Source organism: Mycobacterium lentiflavum, assembly GCF_022374895.2.
Lineage (GTDB): Bacteria > Actinomycetota > Actinomycetes > Mycobacteriales > Mycobacteriaceae > Mycobacterium > Mycobacterium lentiflavum.
In genome coordinates, this window is sequence record NZ_CP092423.2 from 163,497 (window position 1) to 189,301 (window position 25,805).

Here is a 25,805-nt window from a genome sequence, read left to right on the forward strand (position 1 = left end):
AAATCGCGCCGGTTCCCGCCGGGTAATCGATCGCGCGGCCCACTAGGCTTCGGGATATGGCTCCGAAGCTGCCCTCGCCGAAGATCTTTCTGGAATGGCCCGTCATTCGTCAGCTGCGTTCGGCCGACGCGTTCGGCCGCGGGCCGGCGGTGACCTCCAGGCACACCCGGGCCCTCGCCCCGCGCACCACGACCGCCGACCGGGTGGTGCAAAGCGTATGCCCGTACTGCGCAGTCGGCTGCGGTCAAAAAGTGTTCGTCAAGGACGAGAAGGTCGTCCAGATCGAGGGCGATCCGGACTCGCCGATCTCGCGGGGACGCTTGTGCCCCAAGGGTTCGGCCAGTGAGCAGCTGGTCAATTCGCCGGGCCGCCAGATCAAAATGCTCTATCGCGCCCCGCGAGCGACGGAGTGGCAGTCGCTGGATCTCGACACCGCCATCGACATGGTGGCCGATCGCTTCGTCGAGGCCCGCCGGCATGCCTGGCAGGATATCGACAAGAAGGGGCACCCGCTGCGGCGCACGATGAAGATCGCCGCGCTCGGCGGAGCCACACTGGACAACGAAGAGAACTACGTCATCAAGAAGCTCTTCACCGCCGCGGGCGCGATCCAGATCGAGAACCAAGCTCGTATTTGACACAGCTCCACAGTTCCCGGTCTGGGGACTTCCTTCGGGCGCGGTGGCGCCACCCAATCACTGCAAGACATGGCCAACGCCGACTGCATCATCATCCAGGGCTCCAACATGGCCGAGTGCCATCCCGTCGGCTTCCAATGGGTTGAGGAGGCAAAAGCCCGGGGCGCGAAGTTGATTCACGTCGATCCACGCTTCACCCGCACCTCGGCCGTGGCGGACAAACACATCCCGATCCGGGCGGGCTCGGATGTGGTGCTGCTCGGCGCGCTGATCAATTACGTCATCAGCAACGACAAGTGGTTCAAGGAATACGTGGTGGCCTATACCAACGCGGCCACGCTGATCAACGAAAACTACCGCGACGCAGAGGATTTGGGCGGCCTGTTCTCCGGCTATGATCCCGAGACCGGGCAGTACGACCCGTCGACGTGGGCCTATGCAGGACAGGAACAGGACGAAAGCCGCCGCGAGCACGGCGCCAGCGCCTCGGCCCGGGCCGCCGGCGATGCGCACGGCAGCGGCGGTCCGCCCTTACCGCACGCCCGCGTGCTGCGCGACGAGACCCTGCGGCATCCGCGGACGGTGTTTCAGATCGTCAAGCGGCACTATGCGCGATACACGCCGGAGATGGTGCGCGACGTCTGCGGCATCGGCGTCGGGGACTTCGACTACCTCGCACGCACGCTCGTCGCTAACTCGGGTCGGGAGCGCACCACTTGCTTCGCCTATGCCGTCGGCTGGACGCAGCACACGCTGGGGGCCCAATTCATCCGCACCGCAACGATTCTGCAGCTGCTGCTGGGCAACGTCGGACGCCCGGGCAGCGGCATCATGGCGCTGCGCGGCCACGCCACCATCCAAGGGTCCACCGACATACCGACGTTGTTCAACTTGCTGCCCGGCTACCTGTCGATGCCGAAGGCCGGTGTGCACGACACCTTCGCTGAGTACATCGAAGCGGTCGGACCGAAGAACCAGAAAGGTTTCTGGGCCAACGCCGACACCTACATCGTCAGCCTGCTCAAGGCATGGTGGGGCGACGCCGCCCGCGAGGACAACGACTGGGCCTACGACTACCTGCCGCGGCTGTCCGGTCCGCACGGCACGTATCAAACGGTCATGTCGATGCTTGAAGACGAGGTCGACGGGTACTTCCTGCTGGGACAGAACCCGGCCGTCGGATCGGCGCATGGCCGGATGCAGCGCATGGGTATGTCGCACCTGAAGTGGCTGGTGGTGCGCGACCTCAACCTGATCGAGTCGGCCACCTTCTGGAAGGACGGCCCCGAGATCGCTTCCGGCGAGCTGAAAACCGAGGACATCGAGACCGAGGTGTTCTTCTTCCCGGCGGCGACGCACGTGGAAAAGGCCGGTTCCTTCACCCAGACCCAACGTCTTGTGCAGTGGCGGCATAAGGCCGTCGACCCGCCCGGCGACTGCCAGAGCGAGTTGCAGTTCTTCTTCGAGCTGGGCAAGGGAATTCGGCAGCGGCTGGCCGGATCCACCGACGAACGCGACCGGCCGCTGCTGGATCTGACCTGGGACTATCCCACCGATGAGCATGGCGAGCCCGATTCCACAGCGGTCTTGGCCGAGATCAGCGGCCGTTACCTGAGCGGACCCAAAGCCGGCCGGCCGCTATCGGGATACACCGAACTCGGTGCCGACGGATCGACGGCATGTGGCTGCTGGATCTATTCGGGTGTGTACGCCGACGGCGTCAACCAAGCCGCCCGCCGAGCGCCGCGGGGCGGTCCGAGCCCGAGCCAGTCGGAATGGGGCTGGGCCTGGCCGGCCGATCGCCGCATCCTGTACAACCGGGCGTCGGCCGACCCGGACGGCAAACCGTGGAGCGAGCGCAAGCGCTACATCTGGTGGGACCCCGAGCAGCAGCGCTGGGTCGGTCACGACGTACCCGATTTCGTGGCCGACCGGGCGCCGGGCAGCCGCCCGGACCCAGACGTCGGCGGCCCCGACGCCCTCGCCGGCGACGACCCATTCATCATGCAGGCCGACGGCAAGGGTTGGCTGTTCGCGCCCAAGGGTGTGGTGGACGGACCGCTGCCGACACACTACGAGCCGCAAGAGTCGCCGGTGGCAAACGCGCTCTACCCGCAGCAGCAGAACCCCTCGCGAATCACCTTCCCGCGCAAGGACAATCTGAGCGCTCCGAGCGCCGGCGATCCCGGCGCCGACGTGTACCCGTACGTGTTCACCACCTACCGGCTCACCGAGCACCACACCGCCGGCGGCATGAGCCGCTGGCTGCCCTACCTCTCCGAGTTGCAACCGGAGATGTTCTGCGAGGTCTCGCCCGAGCTGGCCGCCGAACGCGGGCTCGAGCCCTACGGCTGGGCCACAATCATCTCGCCGCGTGCGGCGATCGAGGCGCGGGTGCTCGTCACCGAGCGGATGACCCCGCTGCGGATCGGCGGGCATACGGTGCACCAGATCGGGTTGCCCTATCACTGGGGTGTGGGCAGCGACGCGGTCGTGAGCGGGGACGCGGCCAACGATCTGCTGGGCGTGACACTGGATCCCAACGTGCAGATCCAGGAGTCCAAGGCCGCGTCCTGCGACATCCAGCCGGGCCGGCGGCCGCACGGCGCGAAGCTGCTGCGGTTGATCGAGGAGTATCAGTCCCGCGCGGGCGCCACCGTGGAGACGGGCAATATCCGAGTCAGCGAAGCTGTCTGGGAGAGTATCGAGCGTGAGCAGGACGGGAAGGGAGGCCAGTGAAGTTCAAGGGTCAGCTGACCGGACCGAGTGACCCTGCCGCCGATGCCGGTTGGGGAGATGCCAAGCCCCGCAAGGGCTTTTTCACCGACACCTCGATCTGCATCGGTTGCAAGGCGTGCGAAGTGGCGTGCAAGGAATGGAACCGCAACCCGCGCGACGGCAACCTCGAACTGCTGGGCTCGTCCTACGACAACACCGGCTCACTGGGCGCCAGCACCTGGCGGCACGTGGCGTTCATCGAGCAGGGCCGCGACCGCATCGAGGAGGCCCGCGAATCCGGCCGCGCGTTGGTGAGCTTGGGCATGCCCGCGGTCCCCGGTGCCGCGGAGGCCCCCGCCGATTCGAAACCGCCCGACACCCCGGAGTTTCGCTGGCTGATGTCCTCCGATGTCTGCAAGCACTGCACGCATGCGGGTTGCCTCGACGTCTGCCCCACGGGCGCGTTGTTCCGCACCGAGTTCGGGACCGTGGTGGTGCAACACGACGTGTGCAACGGTTGCGGAACGTGCGTCGCGGGTTGCCCGTTCGGCGTGGTCGAGCGCCGCAGTGACGGCACGTACGCGACGCCGGTGGAACGGCCGGGCCGCCCGCAGGAGGAGTTCGTCACCGGTGTCGCCCAGAAGTGCACGCTGTGCTACGACCGCCTGATCGAGGACCAGGTACCCGCCTGCGCCCAGACCTGTCCGACCACGTCGATCAAGTTCGGCGATCACGACGACCTGGTGGACCGAGCGCGGCAGCGGGTGACTCAGCTGCATGCCGAAGGGCGCACTGAGGCAAGGCTTTACGGCGCCAACGAGCGCGACGGCGTCGGCGGTACCGGGTCGATCTTCTTATTGCTCGATGAACCGGAGGTCTACGGCCTGCCGCCAGATCCGCGGGTGTGCACTGCCGACCTGCCGACGATGTTCAAGCGGGCTACGCTGGCCGCGGCCGGCATGGTCGGCGCGGCCGTGCTGGCGTTCTGGAGTAGTCGGTGAGCACCTCGGAATTCGACAGCTTTCGTCCGCCAGAACCCGAGGGGGGCAAGCGCCGCAGGAAAGGCGTGCGTGGCGCCCATCGGGGCGGCGGCAGTGGTTCCGATGGCTCGCGCGAAATGCCGATGGTCCCCGACGCCGAGTTCACCTCGTATTACGGGCGTCCGGTGGTCAAGCCCGCGCCCTGGGGACACGAAGTGGCGGCCTACCTGTTCCTGGGCGGCGTCGCCGGTGGGTCCGGCCTGCTGGCGGCCGGTGCTCAGCTCACGGGCCGAAAGAAGTTGCGCCGCAACACAAGACTGTCCGCTCTGATCGCGGTGTCACTGGGCGCGGTCGCACTGGTGAAGGACCTCGGCCGGCCCGAGCGTTTCGTCAACATGCTGCGGACGGTCAAGCTGACCTCGCCGATGAGCATCGGTTCGTGGATCCTCAGCCTGTTCAGCGGCGGTATCGGGATAGCCGCGGTTGCCGAGATCGATCGGATGACCGGCGAGCGAATTCCGTTGGGCCCGTTGCGGTCCGTGCTGCGCGCCGTGGAGGCACCGGCCGGCCTGGGAGCAGCGGTGCTGTCGCCCCCGCTGGCCGTCTACACCGCGGTGCTGCTCACCGACACCGCCACCCCGACGTGGAATGCCGCGTACCGAGACCTGCCGTTCGTGTTCGTCAGCTCAGCCAGCCTGGCCGCCTCGGGATTGGCGATGATCACCACACCGGTGTCCGAGGCCGGGCCCGCGCGCAAGCTGGCCGTCATTGGTGCGGTCGGCGATCTGATCTCCGCGAGGTTCACGGAGTTCCGGATGGACCCGGTGACCAGAGAACCGCTGCACCACGGCAGGCCCGGCTGGCTGCTACAGACCAGCGAAATACTCGCCGCTGCAGGCGGTTTGGGCGCGTTGCTCGGCGGGCACCGCCGCGATATCGCCGCGCTGTCCGGCCTGACGCTGCTGACGGCGTCGGCGATGCTGAGGTTCGGCTTCTTCGAGGCGGGCAAGGAATCGGCCCGCGACCCTCGCTACACAATGGAGCCGCAGAAGCGTCGGCTGGCGGCTCGCCGCGCGGCGGGCATCACCTCCGACTCGATCACCACCGTTGATTGAGGCCGACTAGCGGACCTCGATGCCCTCGCCGGCGACGGTGTGACCGATCACCGGGTGGCCGGGTATTTCGCCCACCACGAGCAGGCCGCCCGAGGTTTGCGCGTCGGCGAGCAGCAGGAGATCATCCTCGGTCACGCCGGGGCCAAGACGCAGCTGCGGCCGCACCCAATCGAGGTTGCGCCGAGACCCGCCGGAGACGAACCCGGCACGCAGCGCCGCCCGGCCGGCATCGAGGACCGGCACCGCGGAGCGGTCGAGGACGGCACCCACCTGCGAGGCCCGGCACATCTTGTAGAGATGGCCGAGCAGCCCGAAGCCGGTCACGTCCGTGGCCGCGCGCACCCCGTTGGCCACCGCGGCCTCGGCGGCGTCGCGGTTGAGCCGGGCCATCGTCGCGATCGCTTCCGGGAACACCTCACCGGTCTGCTTGTGCCGATTGTTGAGCAGGCCGACCCCGAGCGGTTTGGTGAGAGTCAGCGGCAGGCCGGGTTCGGCGGCATCGTTGCGCAGCAACCGGTTCGGGTCAGCGACACCCGTCACCGCCATGCCGTACTTCGGTTCCGGATCGTCGATGGAGTGACCACCGATTACCGGGCATCCGGCCTCCGAGGCCACCGCCAGCCCGCCGCGCAGCACCTCGGTCATCAGCTCCAGCGGCAGCACCTCGCGCGGCCAGCCAACCAGGTTGATCGCGATCACCGGGCGCCCGCCCATCGCGTAGATGTCGGAAAGCGCGTTGGCTGCGGCGATCCGACCCCAGTCGTAGGCGTCGTCGACGACCGGGGTGAAGAAGTCCGCGGTGGACAGCACCGCGATGTCGCCGACTAACACTGCGGCGGCGTCGTCGCCGTCGTCCAGGCCGACCAGAACGTTGCCGTTGGTCTGTCCGGCCAGGCCGCGGACCGCCTCTTCCAACTCGCCGGGCGGGATCTTGCAGGCACAGCCACCGCCGTGCGCATAGCCGGTCAGTCGGGTCTGCGTCTGGGTCATGCCACGAGCCTACGAGGAGCGGGCGGGCTCACCGTCTGCCCGCCTTGTAGCGACAACTGTCAACGTCGCCACACTCGTTCGCTCGCGTAGGCGTCTCGGGCGTCGAGTGTGCGCCCACGGCGGCGACACGCCGGGTGAGGCCGCCGCACCCGCACACTGAGCGCCATGACCGCACACCCGGTGCGACATCAGTCGCGCAACAGTCTGTCGCTCAGAGGCGGGCACTTCGACCCCCGCGGCCACCGTGGCAGAGGTGACCTTCGCCGACGGAGTTCTCGGCATCGGCGCTGACCACGCTAGTTTGGGCATGGAGGCGTTTGGGTTCCTGGTGGTCCCCCCGGTCTTCAAAACCGGTGAGATCGAGTATCTCGGTCTGGCGGGTTCGATTCCCGTCCGCCTCCGCCAGCCCTGGACGCGAGCAGACCGAGGAGGCACGTGACACAGGTCGACCCGCGCCGCCTGATTCCGCGCACGGATCAACTGCTTTCGCTTCCGCCGGTACAGGAGGCGCGAAACCGGCTGGGTGAGAACGCGGTCCGGGACCTGGTGCGCGACATCCAGGACCGGGCCCGCCGCGGCGACCTGCCGCCCGAGCAGGTGCAGGACGTGGTGCTGGCGTCGCTGGCCGCGCACCGCAACACGAAGCTGCGCCCGGTGCTCAACGCCACCGGCGTCGTCGTGCACACCAACCTGGGCCGGGCGCCGTTGGCCGCGAGCGCGATCGAGGCACTGGTATCCGCGAGCGGCTACGTCGACGTGGAACTCGACCTCGTGACGGGCACCCGCTCGAAGCGCGCGGTCGCCCTTCGCCAGGCGCTGCTGAATGTCTGCCCCGCCGCCGAGGACGCGCTGGTGGTCAACAACGGCGCCGCCGCGCTGGTGCTGGCGACCACGGCGCTGGCGGCCGGCGGCGAGGTCGTGGTGAGCCGCGGCGAGCTGATCGAGATCGGTGCCGGATTCCGGCTGCCCGACCTGATCGCCTCGACCGGCGCCCGGCTGCGCGAGGTTGGGACCACCAACCGCACCCACCTGAAGGACTACGCGGACGCGATCGGGCCGCAGACCGGATGTGTGCTCAAGGTGCACCAGAGCAATTTCCGGGTGCAGGGATTCACCTCGGCCGTCGCGGTGTCCCAGCTGCGAGAGTTGGCAGACGAGAAGTGCGTGCCCTTGGTCGTCGACCTCGGCAGCGGGCTGCTCGCGCCCGATCCATTGCTGCCCGACGAGCCCGACGCCGCCACCACGCTGGCCGAGGGCGCCGACGTGATCACCGCCAGCGGTGACAAGCTGCTGGGCGGCCCGCAGGCGGGCATCGTGCTCGGCCGCGGCGACGTGGTCGCCCGGATGGCGCGCCATCCGCTGGCGCGCGCCGTGCGAGCCGACAAGCTCACCCTCGCCGCGCTGGAAGCGACGGTCCGGGCCGGCACCTCACCGGTGACCCAGGCCCTGCACGCCAATCCCGAACGGCTGCGGGCGCGCGCCCAGCGTCTGGCCGATGCGGTCGGCGGGTCCGTCGTCGCGCACGACGGCCGAGTCGGTGGCGGTGGAGCCCCGGGCGTGCCGTTGCCCGGGTGGGCCGTCCGCCTGCCCGAGCCCGCGGCGGCCGCCCTGCGTGCGGGCGACCCGGCGGTGCTGCCGCGGGTACACGACGGCGCTTGCCTGCTGGATCCGCGCTGCATTCCCGAGTCCGACGACGATCGTCTGCTGCACGCGGTGCGCGCCGCGCTGGCGCGAATGTCCGAGGTGGACCGCTGAGCACCCACGTCTCGAATGTCGTGGCCACCGCCGGCCACGTCGACCACGGCAAAAGCACCCTGATCCGCGCCCTGACCGGTATGGAGCCCGACCGGTGGGAGGAGGAGCGACGCCGCGGCCTGACCATCGACCTCGGCTTCGCCTGGACCACCCTGTCGTCGGGCCGCGAGGTGGCCTTTGTCGACGTGCCCGGACACCAGCGTTTCCTGGCCAACACGCTGGCCGGTCTCGGGCCCGCGCCGGTGGTCTGCTTCGCCGTGGCGGCGGACGAGGGTTGGCAGGCGCAGTCCGGCGACCACCGCGACGCGCTCGCGGCGCTGGGCATCCGGCACGGCCTGATCGTGGTGACCCGCGCCGACCGCGCGCCGGACCGGGCGACCGAGGTGCTGGCGCAGGCGCGCGGCGAGCTGGCCGGCACCGGGTTGCGGGATGCACCCGGCGTGGTCGTATCCGCGGTCGACGGGACCGGGCTGACCGAATTGCGTGCCACCCTCGACCGCGTGTTGGAGCAGCTGCCCGCGCCCGAAACCACTGCCCGGGTGCGGTTGTGGGTCGATCGCTCCTTCACGATCACCGGCGCGGGCACCGTCGTGACTGGCACGCTCACGGCCGGCACCATGGCGCGCGGCGACCGGTTGGATGTGCTCGGGGCGGACCGGCCGCAGTCGGTGGTGATCCGCGGTTTGCAGAGCCGCGGCGAGGCCTACCCGACGCTAGGGGCGATCGCCCGGGTCGCGCTGAACCTGCGCGGCGTCTCGCGCGACGTCATCCACCGGGGCAGCGCGCTGGTCACTCCCGGAGCGTGGGCGAGCACCGGCACGCTCGACGTCCGCCGCACCACCGGCGGCCCGTTGACCGAGGCAGCCGCCCGGCCCGTCGTGCACGTCGGCACCGCGGCCGTGCCCGCGCGGATGCGGCCGTTCGACGACGACCACGCCCGGCTCACGCTGGACCGGCCACTGCCGCTGGTGCTCGGCGACCGATTGGTGCTGCGCGACCCCGGCGGCCAGCGGGTCCTGGGCGGCGCCCTGGTGATCGACGCCGATCCTCCGGTGTTGCGGCGGCGCGGTGACGGAGCCCGACGGGCCGCGGCGCTGAGCGAGATGGACGCGGCCGGCGACGTCGGCGCCGAGGTAGCCCGCCGCGGCGCGGTGCGGGAGAGTCATCTCCGCCGTCTGGGGTTCCTATCGTCCACGACACCCCAGAGCGTGCGGGTGCTCGACGGCTGGTGGGTGCACGCCGCGACGTACCAGGCCTGGCAGCAGCGTCTGCGGGCCGCGGTCGAGGAACTGCATGCGCGAGACCCGTTGGCAGAAGGGCTGTCTCGCGGTGCGGCGCGTGACCTGCTGGCCTTGCCGGACGAGTCGCTGCTCGACGCGGTCACCCGTGATGCGGGACTTGAGCAGCGGGGCGGCCACCTTCGGGTGCCCGGCGCTCGTGGCGACCTCGGACTCGCCGAAGCCGCCGTGGGCGAACTGGAAGCGCGACTGCGGGCCGAGCCCTTCCACGCGCCGGAGGCCGACGACCTGTCGGCGTTGCAACTATCCGCCCGCGAACTGGCCGCGGCCGAGCGGGCCGGGCGGGTGCTGCGGCTGCGCGACGGCGTCGTATTGTTGCCCACCGCACCGGCTTTGGCGATGCGGGAGTTGGCCCGGCTGGAGCAGCCGTTCACCACCAGCCAAGCGCGCCAAGCCCTCAACACCACCCGGCGGGTGGCGATTCCGTTGTTGGAACACCTCGACGCGCGAGGCTGGACCCGCCGACTCGACGCCGGCCATCGCGAGGTGCTGCGTTGAATCCCATTGTGGGGGAGCTACTTACGTGATCATTGTCGTTGGTGCGGGAATATGCGGTCTCGCCGCCGCCTACGAGTTGTCCAGACGCGGAGAGTCGACGGTCGTATTCGAACGCGGCGAGCCGTTCTCCGAACTGTCCGCGGGTCTGGCACGCATCTTCCGCATCGCTCATCAGCGCCCAGCGCTATGCCGGCTCGCCATGGCTGCCCGCGCCGGCTGGCAGCGATGGGAGAGCGAGCTCGAGGTGGGGCGGCTGCTCGGTTCCGAAGGCTTCGTCGCGGCGGCCCCACCCGAGGCGATCGCAACGGCGATGACCGAGGCCGGCGCCGAATACTCCTGGCTCGACCGCGACCAGATCCAGGCCCGGATACCGTTCGTCACGCCGCCCTGGCCGGCCGGGATCTTCGATCCGCTCGGCGGCAGCCTGCGCATTCGCCGCGCTCTGAGCGCCTTGGCGGCCCGGGTGGAGATCAGGCGCGGCCACGTCGTTTCGCTCGGCGACGACGGCTCGGTCCGTCTCGCGGATGGCACCGTGACGCGGGGCGACCAAGTGCTGGTGTGCGTGGGAGCCCAGACGCCGGACCTGCTGGGACCGCTCGATGTCGAGCTCACTCCGCACACTCGCTACACCTACCAGGGCGCCGACGCCACCGGTGCCGCCTGCCTGGCGGCACCCGAGGGCTACGGGCTGCCACTGGGCAGCACCGGCCAATGGGCGTTCGGTCAGCCGATACCGGAGCCGACCGAGGTGCGCGCGCTCTTCCCGTCGCTGGTGCCGGTGGGTCAGGTGGATTGCTTCACGGTGCACGCTCCGTGGCTCGACGCGGGCGGGGATGGCTGGAAGGCGGTGCGCCGCGGCCGGGTGGTCGGCTTCGTCGGCAACAACCTGATGAAGTTCGGGCCGTTGTTCGGGGAGCTGCTCGCCGAGGCGGCTTGCGGCGAGGGGTTACCCGGCGAATTGAATCCGGTTTGATCGGGAGGCGTTGCGCAACAACATTTTTCAGATACTCGTTGGAACGCGTCTGGTGGTGTCACGCGGTCGAGCGGTCCGGTGAACGATCAATGGGCCATGATGGTCGCCAAGCAGTTGTAGTCCAGTAAGGGAGCCCACAGCGCGTTGAGAAAAATTCGACTGCCGATGCGTGTCTTGTCTTTGCGGACCATCGTCATCGTTGCGCAATTGGGCGTGATCGCTCTCGTCGTCACGCTGGGCGTATGGGTCTGGGTGGGCGTCACCAACGATCAATACAGCCAGCTCGACCGCCGCCTGGACTCGGTGAGCAGCCTCGGCGATATCAACACCTTGCTCAACAGCGGCCACCAGAGCACTCCCGATCGGCCCATGCCGGACGGCAATCTGGTGCGCACTGCCCGCATCGGGGCCCTGACCGTGTCGGTGCCCAGCGACATCGTGTTGCCCAAACTCGCCAACGGCTACGCGAACACCACGATCAACGGCGTGCAGTACCGCGTCCGTACCTTCAACGCGGGTCCAGTATCGATTGCGCTCGCCGCGCCGCTGGCCGAGGCTCAGCATCGGATCAACGAATTGCACCTGCGGGTGTTGTTGATCTGTGCCGGTGTGATCACCGGCACCTTCCTGGTCGGCTGGGTGATCTCGTTGATCATGGTCAATCCCTTCGTGCTGCTGGCCCGGCAGGCCCGCGCCATCAATGCGCAGTCCAGCCCCGACGAGGTTCAGGTGCGCGGCGTGCGGGAGGCCGTCGAGATCGCCGAGGCGGTCGAGCAGATGCTGGACCGCATCGGCAACGAGCAGCAACGCACCAAGGCGGCGCTCGAGTCGGCTCGCGACTTCGCCGCCGTCGCCTCGCACGAGCTGCGCACCCCGCTGACCGCGATGCGCACCAATCTCGAGGTGCTGTCCACCCTGGAACTCGCCGTCGAACAGCGCAATGAAGTCATCGGCGACGTCATCCGTACCCAGAGCCGCATCGAAGCGACGCTGACCGCGCTGGAAAGGCTGGCGCAGGGCGAGCTGACCACCGTCGACGACTTCGTCCCGTTCGACATCACCGAACTTCTCGATCGCGCCGCGCACGACGCGCTGCGCATCTACCCCGACGTGGAGGTGTCGCTGGTACCGTCGCCCACCGTATTGATGGTGGGATTGCCTACGGGCCTGCGGCTGGTGATCGACAATGCCATCGCCAACGCCGTCAAACACGGTGGTGCTTCGAAGATTCAACTCGCGGTGAGCAGTTCCGGTGAAGGCGTCGAAATCGCGGTCGACGACAACGGCACCGGCGTCCCCGAATCCGAACGCACCGCGGTATTCGCGCGCTTCTCCCGCGGGTCGACGGCATCGCGGTCGGGGTCCGGCCTGGGCCTGGCGCTGGTTGCGCAACAGGCAGAATTGCACGGCGGGAACGCATCCCTGCACGCTAGCCCGCTGGGCGGAACCCGGCTTCTGCTCAAGTTGGCAGGCGACGGCCGCGGCCCTGCGTGAATCAACTAACCGAAATATTGAGCACGCCAACAGGTTTAGCGCATCAGCGACCGGCAGCAGCAAGCGCGGGCGAGGCTGCGGGCTAGCGCCGAGCCTTTACTTAGGGTACCCTAACTTGAACGACGAGTTAGGAGGCGTGATGTCGACCTGGATGAATGCTCTGCTCCACAAGCGCCGCAACCAAGGCGCCGCTCCCTATCCCCATCAGGCGGCGTTCTTTCTCAACAATCCGGTCCGCCGGGCGCTGTCCAACCCCGCACGCAAGGTCGACAGCATAGGCCTCACCGGTTCCGAGCATGTGCTGGAAGTCGGGCCCGGCCCAGGTTTCTACAGCGTGCAGATCGCTCGTCGGCTCACCTATGGCCGGCTCGACCTGTTCGATCTTCAGCCCGAGATGCTGGACAAGGCGCGGCGGCAGCTTGAGAGTGCCGGGTTCCACGACGTCGGATTTACGACGGGTGAGGCGAGCGACGGATTTCCTTATCCCGACCACACTTTCGACGTCGCCTTCTTGGCGGCGGTGATCGGCGAGGTGCCCGACAAGCGGGCCTGCATCCGTTCCCTGGGCCGGGTGCTGAAGCCGGGAGGACAACTCGTGTTCGCCGAAGCGTTTCCCGACCCGGACCGGATGAGCGTCCGGGAGCTGCGCGATCTCGTCGAGCCCGAGAACTTCGAATTCGGGCAAGCGACCGGCAATCGATGGCACGACATCGTGCGCTTTCGCAGGGTGGCCTGACATACCGCTGCTACTGTGCGACAACCGCATTGAGTGTGCGATTAGGACGGCTTACGTCGGCGTGTCGTCGCCCTGAATGCACACTCGACGAACGGGACCGAAGCGCTACAGCGGGGCCTGGTCGGTCAGGTTGAGCATCAGGTAGGCGAGGCAGAACAAGAAGTTCAGCACCAGCAGAATCATCCCCGCGAACATCAGCGAGCGGGCGCCCTGCCGCTGGAGTTGCTTGCGTTTCGCATTGCGCTCGTCGCGCTTGATCCGGGTCGCGATGAGAGCGAAATTGACGTCCGTCATTTCTTCTTCGGAGACCGGCATGCCCGCGAGCATCTGCTGCAGACGCACCGGACCGGTATCGACACCCACGTCCGCGAAAGACCGGCACATCCGCCGCGCCCGGCGCTGGCCGACGATCTGATATCGCATATGCAACCGACGTGGTAGCTGCCCCTGTTCGTCACCACACGGATTCGACGCGGTCGTCACAAGCCGGAAGTCTAGACCCGTGGCGGCGCTTTCGGGGGGCGCTCGCCGATTAAAGTGTCGACGCGAATTCGCCGGGTTCTCCTATGCCCCCGGTCATCCGATCGGATTCCGGTAGGTCGAGGTAGCGCTCGAGATTGCGGTGCATGTTGATCACCCGACGCTCCTCGCCGGAGAGCACCAGGTGGGTGAATCCGGGTTGGTGCAAGCCCCGCTGCAACCCGGGTAGCACGCGGATGTCCTGGGTGAGTACCAGGCCAGGTTCGGCTTCCCCGGCGTTCACCCGAACGTCTGTCGGCTTGTTGCGTGCGGCGCCCGGCGGCATCCGCGTCATCAAGAACATAACCAACTCACCTTGATCGGGGGTTGAGCCGGGATCGGGGCCGGGCCGCGAGCACATGATCGTCAGGTGGTCGGCGTTGGCCAGCAACGTCATGTTCGGGAACACGTTGTACTGGTGTAGCCGGGTGATCCGGTCGGTGTCGGCCCAGTCCAGGTTCACTCCCCGGCTGGCCGCGAAACCCCGGGTGCGATCCGCGATCAGCTCCTGCACCGTCTGTCCGGGCCGGCGTTCGTCGGCGGGGAAGGGGGTGCCTTCGGCCGCGCCCATCAGCGCACCTTGGGTGTATACGTATGCGTCCCAAACTTCTTCGTCGCTCAAACTGCCGTCGAAGCGTGGGCTCGGCACGCCATAGGGTTGATCGGATTTACCCGTGTGCCCCCAGATCTGTTGGGGCGCATGGATGTCGTCGATGCAGCGCAGCAGTTCCGGGTGCAGGGTCTGGATGTGGTAGGTCTCGCTGTACCCGTCGGCGATCGTCTTCCAGTTTGCCTCGACGTCGACCGTGAGGGTGGCGTAGCAGCGGAAGTCTTCCAGATGACACCAGGCGATGTCGTCGGGTACCGCCTCTAGATACTCGATCAGCGGCACCGCGTTGACGTCGAGATTGACGAAGACGAGGCCCGCCCAGCTGTCGACCTTGGCCGGAACCAGTGGGAAGTCGGACAGCTGCAGGGCGCCGAACCCCTTGCGGTTCGGCACCCGCTTGAGCGTGCCAGCCAGATCCCATGTCCAACCGTGATAGCCGCATTTGAGCTCGCGAAGCCCCGAACCCGAGCCGGTGCACAGCGAGTTGCCACGATGACGGCAGGCGTTCTGGAATGCCCGCAGCACGCCGTCGTCACCGCGGACGATCAGCACCCCGTAAGGGCCGCAGCGATATTCGAAGTAGTCGCCCGGTTCGGCGACGTGGTCGACCATGCAGGCGACCTGCCATACCTTCGGCCACATGCGCTCGATCTCGAGCTGTGCGAATGCCGGCGAGTAGTAGCGCTGCGCCGGCACCAACGTCGGGCTGTCGGGCGGGCTGCCGATCGCATCCTCGTCCCGGGTGCGTGCCGGATTGCCGGCAGCCGCGGTCACTGACCGTGTCCCTAGCGTGCTCCGCGGACCAGGCGACCGGGCCGGGCGCCGGTGTCGACGTCCTTGCGACGGGTCACGGTTCCGCTGACGATCGTCGCCGCGTATCCGCTGGCTCCCTGCAGGATCCGGTTGCCGCCGGCGGGCAGGTCGAAGGCCATCGCCGCGGGATGCAGCCGCAACGCGTCCATGTCGATGACGTTGATGTCGGCCTTCTTGCCGCGCTCGATGGTGCCGCGGTCGGTCAGCCCGAAGAGGTGAGCGGTATCGCGAGACTGCTTGCGGATCACGTATTCCAGCGCCAGCTTGTCGCCCCGGTGCCGGTCTCGCGCCCAGTGCGTCAGCAGGAAGGTGGGGTAGGAGGCGTCGCAGATCATCCCACAGTGGGCGCCGCCATCGGAAAGCCCGAGCACGCCGGCGGGGTGCAGCAACATCTCGCGGATCGCGTCGTGGTTGCCCTCGGCGTAGTTGAACAGCGGCAGCATCAGCATCGCCGTCGCGTCCCGCTCGAGCATCAAGTCGTACAGCGTCGACAGCGGGTCCTCGCCGCGTGCCTTGGCGACGGCCGCGACCGTGCGGTCGGGGGTGGGCTCGTAGTCGGGCGGATCGCCCAGCGCGTACAGCCGTTTCAGGGAGTGCTGCACGAGCGCGAACATGCCGTCGAACAGCAGGGTCGGGTCGGCGGGCAGGTCGTCTTCGGAAAGGATGGCGGCCTTCACCGCGGGGTCGGCCAGGCGCTGTGCGAGCTCCTCGCGACTGCATTCGGCCTTCAGCCGGCGGTAGGTGGGCCGGTGGCTGAAGCCATGGTGGCCCTGGAATCCGATCATCATGCCGAACGGGCGCGCCGCGACCTGTGGGTAAAGCCGGGCGCCCGCTGCGTGGGCATCGGCGGACAGGTCCAGCATCTCGCGCCACAGGTTAGGATCGGCGTCCACCTGGATCAGCGCGAACGACACCGGGCGGTCGATCTCGGCGCTCAACCGCCGCATCCAGTCGAGCTCCTTCTTGGGCGCGACGATGTCTTCACCCGCGGACCCCTGCGGCGCCAGCTCGAACACCGCCTGTCCGCCCGCCGCCATGGCCCGGCCGAGACCGAACAGCTCGTCCTCGGCCGCGTAGGTGCCGGGGACCGGTTCGCCATCCATCGCGCGGTGCCCCATCGTTCGCGACGTCGAGAAGCCGAGTGCGCCGGCCTCGATCGCCTCCCGCACCAGTCGGCCCATCGCCTCGATGTCCTCCGGTGTCGCCGGCTCGTTGCGTGCCCCGCGCTCGCCCATCGCGTAGGCACGAATGGCGCCGTGCGCGACCTGGCTGCCGACGTCGATCGAGAACTTGTGCTTGCCGATCGCGTCGAGGTACTCGGGGTAGGTCTCCCAGCCCCATTCGATGCCCTCGGTCAAGGCGGTGCCGGGGATGTCCTCGACGCCCTCCATCAACTCGATCAGCCACTGCTCGCTGCCGGGCCGCACCGGCGCGAAGCCGACGCCGCAGTTGCCGGTCACGATCGTGGTGACGCCGTGGCCGCTGGACGGCTCGAGCAAGCCGTCCCAGCTCACCTGGCCGTCGTAGTGGGTGTGGATGTCGACGAATCCGGGAGCGACAACATGCCCTGTCGCGTCGATGGTTTCGGCAGCTGGTGCTGTTTCCAAGCCGCCCATCTCGGGGTCCTCGGCACCGCGCCGCACGACGTCGACGATCTGACCGTCCTTGATACCGATATCGGCGGTGTAGCGCTCGGCGCCAGTACCGTCGACGACCGTTCCACCAGTGATCTTGAGGTCGAACACGAGTGTCCTCCGAGTCTGTTCGGGGTCGCCATGGGGCTGGCTGGCCGGAGATGGTGGACACGAGACCGGGGGACGCCCGGCCTCGGCCGCCCATTACGCTACGCCTCGGAGCGTAAATAGTGAAGGTCTTCGCAACGGTTGAACGAAATCTTCCGCCGAGTCGTCGTCGGATTGTGCGCGTCGGGAGCCCCCCAGAGTTGCGCACCCCAACAGCCCCTGGATTGAATTGCCTTCAGCGACTTAGTTCCACGCTGCGCGGCAGACCGGAAAGGACGGTGGGCCATGGAGCCCGCTGATCGCGATCAGGAGCCGGAGAATCGGCCCGCCGAACCACAACCCAGCCAACGGCGCTCCGCCGCACTCACCCGCCGCGGCGCGTTGTTGGGGATGGGAGCGGTGGCCGGCGTCGCCGCCGTGGACGTCGGCGGATTCGCCTATGCGGGCGGGTGGCTCGGTTTTTCAGCGCCCGACGCGCTGACCCCGCCGCGCTTCGCCGATCGGTTCGAACAAGTCTTCGGCCGCCATGACGGGTTCCGGCGAAACCACGCCAAAGGGCTGAGCGCGACGGGGTCGTTTGCGAGCAACGGGGCGGGCGCGGCCGTCTGCCGGGGGACGGTCTTCCGGGCCGGAAACGTGCCGCTGATCGGTCGATTCTCGCTGGGCGGCGGGCTGCCCGACCAGAGCGACAAGCCAGACACGGTCCGTGGTCTCGGGCTGATGTTCCAGGTGCCCAACGGCCAGCAGTGGCGCACCGCGATGGTGAATTTCCCCGTGTTCACCGACCGCACGCCGGAAGGTTTTTACGAGCGGTTGCTCGCGTCCAAACCCGTTCCCGCGACGGGCAAGCCCGATCCCCAAAAGATGGCCGCGTTCCTCGATCGGCATCCCGAGACCGTTGCGGCGCTGAAGATCATCAAGCAGACGCCCCCCAGCGTGGGGTTCGCGGACAGCGCGTTTCACGGTCTGAACGCGTTTTACTTCACCAACAGTGCCGGAGTGACCGTCCCGGTGCGCTGGTCGGCGGTTGCGCAGCAGGCCGCCCCGCCGGCTTCGTCCGGCAAGGATTACTTGTTCGACGACCTCATCCGCGCGGTCGCGCAGCGGCCGCTGACATGGAATCTCGTTCTCACGATCGGTGAACCGGGCGACCCGACTAGCGACGCCACCAAACCCTGGCCGCAGTCGCGGCGGTCGATCGACACCGGCACCATCACCATCGACGCGGTGCAGACGGAGGAGGCCGGCAACGCCCGCGACATCAATTTCGATCCGACGGTGCTGCCCGACGGCATCGCGGTGTCCGACGATCCGTTGCTGGCTGCCCGGTCGGCCGTTTACGCGCGCTCGTTCACTCGACGTGCCGAGGAACCAAAGTCGCCCAGCGAGGTCAATGTCGGCCAGGTGCGGTCATGACCGAAGAAACGGTCGAAACAGCCAGCACGGCGGCACGTTTCACGATCCCGTCCCGGATCCTGCATTGGGTGATGGCGCCAATGGTCATCGTGCAGTTGCTCATTGGCGTGACGATGATCGCTTCGCTGAGCTACTACCCGCTGCTGCTGGCCATTCACCGGCCATTGGGTGTGGCCATCCTGATCTTCGCGGTGGTGCGGCTGGCGAACCGGCTCACGCACCGCCCGCCAGCGTTTTTGGCGACGATGAGCCGCGCCGAGCGCAGGATCGCGACGTGGTCGGAGTACGCGCTCTACGCGTTGCTTCTAGTACAACCGCTGATCGGATGGGCCACACTCTCGGCGGCGAGACTCCCGGTCACGATGGTAGGGCCGATCCGCCTGCCCGGCATCGCACCGCAGAACCTCGATCTGTACGCGGTGCTACGCGAATGCCATGGGGTATTCGCCTTCCTGCTGTTCGCCGCGTTTACCGCCCACATGTGCGCGGTGCTGTTTCACACCCTGGTGTTGCGGGACGGTCTGCTCGATCGAATGGCACTGTGGCCCAGCAGGTTCCGTGCTGCGGGGGTAGACAGTCGAACCGGTTCCTGAGTCGAGGCGTGTCATGGCCGCACGATTCCTGGTAGCCGGCGGGATAGCTAATGGCCGGCCCGGCTGTTGACCGCGCTGTCGAAGGTGACCCGAACGGTGTCGGCGCGCAACCACCGCTGCGTGATCGAGACCGGCCGTAACGTGCCCTCGTCAACGTTGAGGCTTTCGATGTACCACCCCAGGCTGGACTGTGGCGCGTCGAGTTGGTCGGCGACTTCGCCTTCGAATATCTCAGTGCTGGCGTGTACCCACGCCCGTCGCGGCGACAGGCCCGCGTTGGTAAGGACTTCGTGTAGTGAGTCGTTGGCACGCATCGCCAGTGCGAGGTCGGGAACCAATGTGGCGGGCACCCATTCGATCCCCCACGCCGCGGGCAAGTCGTTGACGTAGGACAACCGCACCAGGCGATGACATGGATCCGAGGGCAGCTGTTGCAGTTTGGCGGCGATCTCCGCGGGGGGCAGCTGCTGGATGCAGCTGCGTACGACGCTTCGCGGAGACGCGCCGGCCGCGCGCACCGTGGCGCTCCACGAAGGCGCGCGTTCCGCATCGATCGGATAGTCGATGCGGTGAGTCGCGAAGCTTCCGGCTCCACGCACCCGGCGGATCACATTGCGGGCGGTCAGATACTGCAGCGCGGCACGCGCGGTCGAGCGGGCGACGGTGAAACGCTGGGCCACCTCGTTTTCGCTCGGGACCCGCTGCCCGTCGTTGAATTCACGGATCTCTGCTTCCAAGATTCGGGCGATCGAGCGGTACTTCGGGTCGGCGACCACAGCGCACCCTAACGCCGCGCCGATTCCCCCGCTTTGCCAGAGACCTGCCATCGTCGAGTTGTTCGGACAACTGCGACGAAATCGGCTGTCAACGTTCACCTTTCGTACACCTTCGCGAAGCCGTCGCGCCAGGGCTCAGCCAGACGGTTTCAGCAACGCTCGGTGCGGCGCTCACATGCCCGGCGCCGACCTACGTGCCCAACGCTGGCGCTCAGAGGAGACGGACATGATCAGATTGGCCTGCCTGGACATGGCGGGCACCACAGTGCTCGACGACGGCGCGGTCGCCGATGCGTTTGACGCGTCTCTGTCGTCGTCAGGATTGTCTACCGGCAGCCCCGACTATCAGGCGGCCGTCCGCTACGTCCACGAGACGATGGGACAGTCGAAGATCGAGGTGTTTCGGGCCATCTTCGATGGCGACATGCAGCGCGCGGAAGCGGCCAACGCCGCGTTCGAAACGGCCTACGTCGAAGCCATCCGGAGCAACCGGGTGGCGCCCGTTGCGCAGGCCGCCGAGACCATCGAAAAGCTCCGCGGATCGGGCTGCGCCGTGGTGCTTACCACGGGCTTTGCCCCGACCACTCGCGACCACATCATCGCGACCCTAGGGTGGGGCGACTTGATCACACATGCGTTGTCACCCGCGGATGCCGGCCGCGGACGACCCTATCCCGACATGATCCTTACGGCTTTGCTGCGCACCGGAACCGAGGCCGTCGACCAGATCGCCGTCGCCGGCGATACCACTAACGACCTGTGGGCCGGTTCGCGAGCCGGAGCGGCGATCGTGGCCGGCGTGCGGACCGGGGCACACGATGACGCCGACTTCGCGTCCGTGCCACACACCCACGTGCTCGACTCGGTCGCCGACCTGGTCGCCTGCATCGACACGCATAACCAGGCGGTGTCGCGATGACGACGCTGGACCACACGGGGGTGCGTGCGCGGCTCGACGATGCGCCGGTCAGCCGGTTTCACCTGAAGGCCGCCGTTACCGCGGGCATGGGATTCTTCACCGATTCTTACGACCTCAACGTCATCGGCACGGTGACCTTATTGGTCAAGCCCGAATTTCATCTGTCGGCCGGCCAGGTCGGGGCGCTGACCAGTTCGACCCTGCTGGCGGTCGCGGTGGGCGCTGTCCTGTTCGGGCGCCTTGGTGATCTGTTGGGCCGCCGGCGGGTGTACGGGCTGGAGGCGGTGCTGATGATCGTCGGTGCACTCGCCTCGGCCTTCGCCCCGAACTTCGTCAGCCTGCTGATCGCCCGCGTCGTCCTCGGGATCGGTATCGGCGGTGACTATCCGGCTTCCGGGGTGATCATGACCGAGTACGCCAACCGGCGAAATCGCGGTCGGCTGGTCGGATTGACCTTTCTGTTCTACGTTTTCGGACAGGTCGCGGCCTACGTGGTCGCACTGGTCGTCGTTGCTCTGGGTACGTCGCCGGGGTTGTCCTGGCGGCTGATCGTGGGCCTCGGGGCGATCCCCTCGTTGCTGGTGCTGTGGAATCGCCGGCACATGCCGGAATCCCCGCGGTGGACCCTGGTCGTGGCCGGCGATGCCGACCGGGCGGCGCGGGACCTGAGCGTGTTCTCCGGAAGCGCGGTAGAGACAGCTGCTGTGGACCGCGCGCCGGGGTCGGTGACATTGTGGAAAGCGCTGCGTTCCCGCTCTTTTCAGCTGACCTTACTCGGCACTGCGGGTAGCTGGTTTTTCTTCAACGTCGCAGTGTACGGAAATTCGGTGAGCCAGCCGCTGCTCATCAAGAGCATTGCGCCGGACACCAGCATCGTCACCAACATGGCGATCAACGCCGCGCTGGTCGTGTGTTTCAGCTTGGTGGCCGCCCTCGTCGGCCTCGCGTTGTTGGACCGAATCGGCCGTAAACCATTGCAGATGATCGGATTCAGCCTCTCGGCGCTGTCGATGTTGTTGATCGCCGCGATACCGGGGCTCACGTCGACGGTGACACCGTTCGCCGTGGTCTTCGGGCTGTCGCTGTTCGGCATCGCGGTGGGACCCAACTACACGACCATGCTGTTGGCCGCCGAATCGTATCCGACCGCGATCCGCAGTACCGCGCATGGGATTTCGGCCGGGACCGCGAAGGTGGGTGCCTTCCTGGGCGCCCTGATCACTCCCGTCGCCCTGGCCCACCTGGGGCTGCGGTCGACGGTGCTGATCGCCGGTGTGTGCTTTGCGCTCGGCATCGCCGCCACGATGCTACTCGCCGAGCCCAAGGACGTCGCGCTGGATACCGTCGAAGCAACGCCACGGAAACGGCTCGCTCGCAAGCTCATTGCGCCGACGACCTCGCAACCGGTGTCGGCATGACGGCGGTCAACAGCGTCGTGGCGGCACGGTATGCGCGCTGGGACGGGGTGGGGCAGCCGATCACCGTGGTGACGACCAGTGCGGCGACCGACCCCGGCCCGGGCCGGGTCCTGGTCGCGGTCGATCTGGCCACCATCTGCGGGAGTGACCTGCACACCGTGACTGGACGAAGGGATGCGCCGCATCCGGGCATCCTCGGCCACGAACAAGTCGGCCATGTGGTGGCCATCGGTTCCGGCGGGCGTCCCCGCTATCCCAACGACGCCGAGGTGGCGATCGGAGACCGGGTCGTGTGGTCCCTCACGGCGTCCTGCGGACGATGCCGCAATTGCGTGTGGGGCCTCGAACAGAAGTGTCTGCATCTCAAGAAGTATGGTCACGAGGCACTCGACAGCGCCTGGCCGCTCAACGGCGGCTTCGCCAGTCACTGTGTTCTGTTGCCGGGCACCACGATTGTCGAGGTACCCGATAGCGTGCCGGACGCGGTGGCCGCACCCGCATCGTGCGCTACCGCGACCGTCGCTGCAGTGTTCGACGCAGCCGAACTCGATCGGCACCGCGACCCCACCCGGATCCTGATCACCGGAGCGGGCATGCTGGGAGTCACCGCCGCAGCGATGGCCGATGCGCTCGGTGCCTGGGTTGCGGTATGCGATCCGGACCCGGTGCGGCAGGAGACGGCGTATAGCTTCGGCGCCGACCTGGTTGTGGGTGAACCCGAGGATGTGCCGCCCGTCGACGTGGCGCTGGAACTGTCGGGAAGCCCATTGGCCGTCGAAGCGTGCATCGCCAGCTTGGATGTCGGCGGCCGGGCCGTTCTTGCGGGATCGGTGGCCGCCAGTCAGCCCATATCGATCGACCCGGAGTATCTGGTGCGAAATCTCATGACAATCACCGGGGTGCACAACTATCGTCCCCTGCATCTTCGAGCTGCCGTCGATTTCCTGGCCGCTCACCACGACCGCTATCCCTTCGCCGAGCTGGTGTCGCCGGCGGCGGATCTGGATCACCTCGACGACGCGTTGCGCAGCGCCGCGGCATCGCCGTCACTACGTCAATCCGTTTGCCCCACATGGTGATCAGTCTGCAAGCCGCCCGGGTGATCACCGGGACCACGGAACAAGTCGACCACGACGAAGCCGTGGCGCCCCGTTGGGTGACGATCGAAGACGGCTGTATCAGTTCCGTCGACACCCAGCCGCCACCGCACGCGTCCCGAGTCGATCTGCGACCGTTGCAGCTTTGGCCCGCGTTCACCGATCTGCACGCGGATTCGTTGCCGCGCTTCGAATCTCCTCGACCGGGGACCGCGATACCGCTCGACGCTGCGTTGGAGGATTTCGCGACAGATGCGGTCGCCCACGGCGTCGTGCGTCCCTACTTGTGCATCTCGGTGGGCGAAGGACCCGACACGGCGGACGGATATCGCCGTGCTCATTGCGTGCTGCAGACCCTGCACCGTGTCGCGGGCGAGCTCCCGGTGCCGGTGCCGGTCCATCTTCGTGTCGACGTCAGTGACCCCGAATCAGTGGACGGCACAGCCGAACTGTTGCGTCGGCACGGCCGCCGGATCGGACTGCTGTCGGTGATGGACCACACCCCCGGTCAGGGGCAATACCAAACCGAACGGGCCTGGCGTCCGGCGATGGGGACCAGGCTGTGCCTGGACGACAACGAACTCAATCGCTGGCTGGCGACGCTGCACCGGCATGCTACCGGAACACCGTTGCGCCGCAGACAGATTGCCCGGTTCGCCGCGGCGCACAACACGGTCTTCGCCATGCACGACCCGGACAGCGAAAGCGCCGTCATCGACGCGGTCGCGATGCGGGCCGGCATTTGTGAGTTCCCCTTGACCTTGGATGCTGCCGCGGCAGCCCGCAACAACGGACTCGCCGTCGTCATGGGCGCACCCAACGCGTGGCGCGGTTCCTCGCACTTGAGCAACCTGTCCGCGCGGGATGCCATCGAGGCCGGCGTGGTGGATGTGCTGACCTCGGACTACCACAGCGGGTCACTGGCCCGGGCCGCCGTGGCCATCAGCGACGCGGGGGTGGCTTCCATCGACTCCGCGGTGGCGATGCTCACCACACATCCGCGCCGCGTCATCGCATCCTCGAGCCGCGACGTCGGGGGGCTGACACCGGGTCAACCCGCCGACTTGGTCGCGGTCCGCACCGAGCCCCTGGCTGCGGTGGTGGCGACCTGGTCGTCGGGCCGGCAGGTGGGCGGTCCCGCCCTTTGGTGAGGTGTCCCAACGGAACACCGCGAGCGGTCAGTACGGCGAGGACTGTTGGGCCAGGTTCAGCAGCGCGTAGGCCGCGCACAGCAGGAAATTCAGTGCGAGCAGCGTCATGCCGGCGATCAGCAATGATCGTGCGCCCTCGCGTCTCATCTGCCGGTACTTCGCGGTGCGGGCCGCACGGTCGAGTTCGGCCGCGATCAACGCGAATCGGACATCGGCCTCTTCACTCGCCGCACACGGTGCGCCGGCCAGCATCGCTCGCAGGCGGGCGGGCGACGTGTCGACGCCAACGCGCGCGAAGCGGTGGCAAAGCCGCCGCGCGTGCCTGCGGCCGAGAACCTCGCCGCGCATGTCGAACTGCTGCGAGAGTTTCGCTCGCTCATGCCCCCACGGACTCGGCCGGTTCGTCATAATCCGAAGCCTAATTCGCTCGCGCCGGATTTAGGATGGCCGCGCGACTACCCCCTTGGGCATCGTGACAATCCAGGATGCAGTTGCTCGGGGTAACAGTGTGCGAGTTCCATACTCGCTGAATAGACCGATCCATTGCTGGGCTCCTGGATTGTCGTCCGTTCGAGGTACTGAATGGATCTTTACATCCGACCGGATCGAGGTCCAATCCGAATTTGTGATACTCGCAATCCATGTAGATGATGCTCTGTGTCAACCACTTTCGCGGCGGGCACGGCGCGACCGCGCAACATTTGAGCGCAACCGAAAATTTCGGCGGCAGGCCGTGATATAGCTCGCAAATCTAACTATTTTCGAGGCCGTAGACCGCGTTTCGGTTTCGATCTCGATCACGCGTGCTCAGCGTTTGTGTTTCAAGGACTCGACGATGATTTGTGTGGTTAATTCGGCCCGGCGCCGTGAGTACTGCCGCGCGTCCGAGAGGATCGGATAAACCACGCCGCCGACAATGGCATCGGCCGCCGACTCCGCGGTGGCCGCCTCGATGCCGTCGGCCAGCAGCCGGGTGCGAACGCTGTCGTGTAGCGGCAAACTGAATCCGGCACGCAACTTGACCGCGGTCTCTTCGTGCTCCATGCAGGCAACGGTCAACGTCCGCAGCATCGCCGAACCGCGTTCCGTCGTCAGTGTCGAGGCCAGCTTGCGCACCCACCCCAACAGGTCGGCAGCCAGATCGTCGGTGTGATCGACCGACGCGAGGATCTTGTCGGCGTCTTCGAGCATGACGTCGGCCACGAGCGCCGGGCGACTGGGCCACCAGCGATAGATGGTCTGCTTGCCTACGCCCGCACGCGCGGCGACCGCCTCGATCGTCAACCCGTCGAATCCCCGTTCGAGAAGGAGCTCACGCGTGGCGGTGACGATGGCCGTCCGCGACTTCTCGCTGCGTCGTCTTGGGGAGCCGGCCGGTGGACTCGCCTGGGTGAGATCGGTTGGCATCTGGTGATCCTCGTCTGTCAGGTCCCTCGCCGTCCTCGCCGCGGGCCGCGGGGCCCGGGGGTCGCTTTACAGATCTCGACCCGCCCCGGTAACCTTCACAAGACGAGACGGTTCGTCTTGTAAGACGGAAGGATATCAGCCGGTGCGGC

At 67.4% G+C, this 25,805-nt stretch carries 21 protein-coding genes and 1 tRNA gene; 15 read left to right on the top strand and 7 right to left on the bottom strand.

The genetic code is table 11. The features are described 5' to 3' along the window. Positions 1-56: 56 nt before the first annotated feature. From fdh to nrfD, 3 genes are read left to right on the top strand one after another with little or no spacing between them, the layout of a single operon-like run. A complete protein-coding gene (gene fdh, locus MJO58_RS00820) occupies positions 57-3,377 on the top strand; it encodes a formate dehydrogenase (RefSeq protein ID WP_239721725.1) in 3,321 nt (1,106 codons plus the stop codon). After that, on the top strand, positions 3,374-4,357 hold the full coding sequence (locus tag MJO58_RS00825; protein WP_239721726.1) for a 4Fe-4S dicluster domain-containing protein: 984 nt from the start codon (positions 3,374-3,376) through the stop codon (positions 4,355-4,357). Before fdh ends, MJO58_RS00825 begins: the two co-directional genes overlap by 4 nt. After that, entirely contained in the window at positions 4,354-5,451 is a 1,098-nt protein-coding gene (gene nrfD / locus MJO58_RS00830; RefSeq protein ID WP_090598201.1) for an NrfD/PsrC family molybdoenzyme membrane anchor subunit, read from the top strand. Before MJO58_RS00825 ends, nrfD begins: the two co-directional genes overlap by 4 nt. 6 nt (positions 5,452-5,457) lie before the next feature. Here nrfD and selD read toward each other — a convergent pair whose 3' ends face one another. After that, positions 5,458-6,441, bottom strand: coding sequence for a selenide, water dikinase SelD (gene selD, locus MJO58_RS00835; RefSeq protein ID WP_090598203.1), 984 nt, complete (start codon positions 6,439-6,441; stop codon positions 5,458-5,460). A gap of 309 nt (positions 6,442-6,750) precedes the next feature. Between selD and MJO58_RS00840 the strand changes: the two genes are divergently transcribed. From MJO58_RS00840 to MJO58_RS00865, 6 genes are all read left to right on the top strand, one after another. Beyond that, positions 6,751-6,846, top strand: a tRNA-Sec gene (locus tag MJO58_RS00840). A gap of 30 nt (positions 6,847-6,876) precedes the next feature. Next, a complete protein-coding gene (gene selA, locus MJO58_RS00845) occupies positions 6,877-8,196 on the top strand; it encodes an L-seryl-tRNA(Sec) selenium transferase (protein ID WP_239721727.1) in 1,320 nt (439 codons plus the stop codon). 20 nt (positions 8,197-8,216) lie between these two features. Further along, positions 8,217-9,992 carry a selenocysteine-specific translation elongation factor gene (gene selB / locus MJO58_RS00850; protein WP_239721728.1) on the top strand — a complete coding sequence of 592 codons (1,776 nt, stop codon included), beginning with the start codon at positions 8,217-8,219 and terminating at the stop codon, positions 9,990-9,992. A 25-nt stretch (positions 9,993-10,017) separates the two neighbouring features. Next, positions 10,018-10,965, top strand: coding sequence for an NAD(P)/FAD-dependent oxidoreductase (locus MJO58_RS00855; protein WP_239721729.1), 948 nt, complete (start codon positions 10,018-10,020; stop codon positions 10,963-10,965). 165 nt (positions 10,966-11,130) lie between these two features. Then, positions 11,131-12,459 (top strand): sensor histidine kinase, encoded by a 1,329-nt coding sequence (locus MJO58_RS00860; RefSeq protein ID WP_090598208.1) that lies wholly within the window; start codon positions 11,131-11,133, stop codon positions 12,457-12,459. 151 nt (positions 12,460-12,610) lie between these two features. Beyond that, positions 12,611-13,195, top strand: coding sequence for a methyltransferase domain-containing protein (locus MJO58_RS00865; protein WP_175364580.1), 585 nt, complete (start codon positions 12,611-12,613; stop codon positions 13,193-13,195). Positions 13,196-13,300: 105 nt separating this feature from the next. Here MJO58_RS00865 and MJO58_RS00870 read toward each other — a convergent pair whose 3' ends face one another. Genes MJO58_RS00870 through MJO58_RS00880 form a run of 3 tightly spaced genes read right to left on the bottom strand, consistent with a single transcriptional unit; the run spans position 13,301 to position 16,882 of the window. Beyond that, positions 13,301-13,678, bottom strand: coding sequence for a hypothetical protein (locus MJO58_RS00870; protein ID WP_239721731.1), 378 nt, complete (start codon positions 13,676-13,678; stop codon positions 13,301-13,303). A 49-nt stretch (positions 13,679-13,727) separates the two neighbouring features. Beyond that, positions 13,728-15,098: an aromatic ring-hydroxylating oxygenase subunit alpha gene (locus MJO58_RS00875; protein ID WP_239721732.1), complete on the bottom strand. Its 1,371-nt coding sequence runs from the start codon at positions 15,096-15,098 to the stop codon at positions 13,728-13,730. An 11-nt stretch (positions 15,099-15,109) separates the two neighbouring features. Continuing rightward, positions 15,110-16,882 (bottom strand): N-acyl-D-amino-acid deacylase family protein, encoded by a 1,773-nt coding sequence (locus MJO58_RS00880; protein WP_239721733.1) that lies wholly within the window; start codon positions 16,880-16,882, stop codon positions 15,110-15,112. A 282-nt stretch (positions 16,883-17,164) separates the two neighbouring features. Here MJO58_RS00880 and MJO58_RS00885 point away from each other — a divergent pair, with 282 nt between their 5' ends. Together MJO58_RS00885 and MJO58_RS00890 are read left to right on the top strand one after the other, a co-directional pair. After that, a complete protein-coding gene (locus tag MJO58_RS00885) occupies positions 17,165-18,295 on the top strand; it encodes a catalase family peroxidase (RefSeq protein ID WP_276553184.1) in 1,131 nt (376 codons plus the stop codon). Next, the gene (locus MJO58_RS00890) at positions 18,292-18,888 is read left to right on the top strand and encodes a cytochrome b (RefSeq protein ID WP_239721734.1); all 597 of its coding nucleotides are present in this window, start codon (positions 18,292-18,294) and stop codon (positions 18,886-18,888) included. Before MJO58_RS00885 ends, MJO58_RS00890 begins: the two co-directional genes overlap by 4 nt. 47 nt (positions 18,889-18,935) lie before the next feature. Here the strand turns inward: MJO58_RS00890 and MJO58_RS00895 are convergent, their stop codons facing one another. Next, on the bottom strand, positions 18,936-19,715 hold the full coding sequence (locus tag MJO58_RS00895; RefSeq protein WP_239721735.1) for a GntR family transcriptional regulator: 780 nt from the start codon (positions 19,713-19,715) through the stop codon (positions 18,936-18,938). Between the two features lie 175 nt (positions 19,716-19,890). Between MJO58_RS00895 and MJO58_RS00900 the strand changes: the two genes are divergently transcribed. Genes MJO58_RS00900 through MJO58_RS00915 form a run of 4 tightly spaced genes read left to right on the top strand, consistent with a single transcriptional unit; the run spans position 19,891 to position 24,249 of the window. Beyond that, complete coding sequence (locus tag MJO58_RS00900; protein WP_239721736.1) at positions 19,891-20,583, top strand: HAD family hydrolase; 693 nt, start codon at positions 19,891-19,893, stop codon at positions 20,581-20,583. Continuing rightward, the gene (locus MJO58_RS00905) at positions 20,580-22,001 is read left to right on the top strand and encodes an MFS transporter (protein ID WP_239721737.1); all 1,422 of its coding nucleotides are present in this window, start codon (positions 20,580-20,582) and stop codon (positions 21,999-22,001) included. The genes MJO58_RS00900 and MJO58_RS00905 overlap by 4 nt, the downstream gene beginning before the upstream one ends. Continuing rightward, positions 21,998-23,080 carry a zinc-binding dehydrogenase gene (locus tag MJO58_RS00910; RefSeq protein ID WP_090598222.1) on the top strand — a complete coding sequence of 361 codons (1,083 nt, stop codon included), beginning with the start codon at positions 21,998-22,000 and terminating at the stop codon, positions 23,078-23,080. Before MJO58_RS00905 ends, MJO58_RS00910 begins: the two co-directional genes overlap by 4 nt. After that, positions 23,074-24,249 (top strand): alpha-D-ribose 1-methylphosphonate 5-triphosphate diphosphatase, encoded by a 1,176-nt coding sequence (locus MJO58_RS00915; protein WP_090598224.1) that lies wholly within the window; start codon positions 23,074-23,076, stop codon positions 24,247-24,249. Before MJO58_RS00910 ends, MJO58_RS00915 begins: the two co-directional genes overlap by 7 nt. Positions 24,250-24,276: 27 nt before the next feature. On the opposite strand, the gene MJO58_RS00920 is transcribed toward MJO58_RS00915, so the two are convergent. After that, entirely contained in the window at positions 24,277-24,657 is a 381-nt protein-coding gene (locus tag MJO58_RS00920; RefSeq protein ID WP_239721738.1) for a hypothetical protein, read from the bottom strand. Between the two features lie 399 nt (positions 24,658-25,056). Further along, complete coding sequence (locus MJO58_RS00925) at positions 25,057-25,656, bottom strand: TetR/AcrR family transcriptional regulator (protein ID WP_090598227.1); 600 nt, start codon at positions 25,654-25,656, stop codon at positions 25,057-25,059. Positions 25,657-25,805 lie beyond the last annotated feature (149 nt).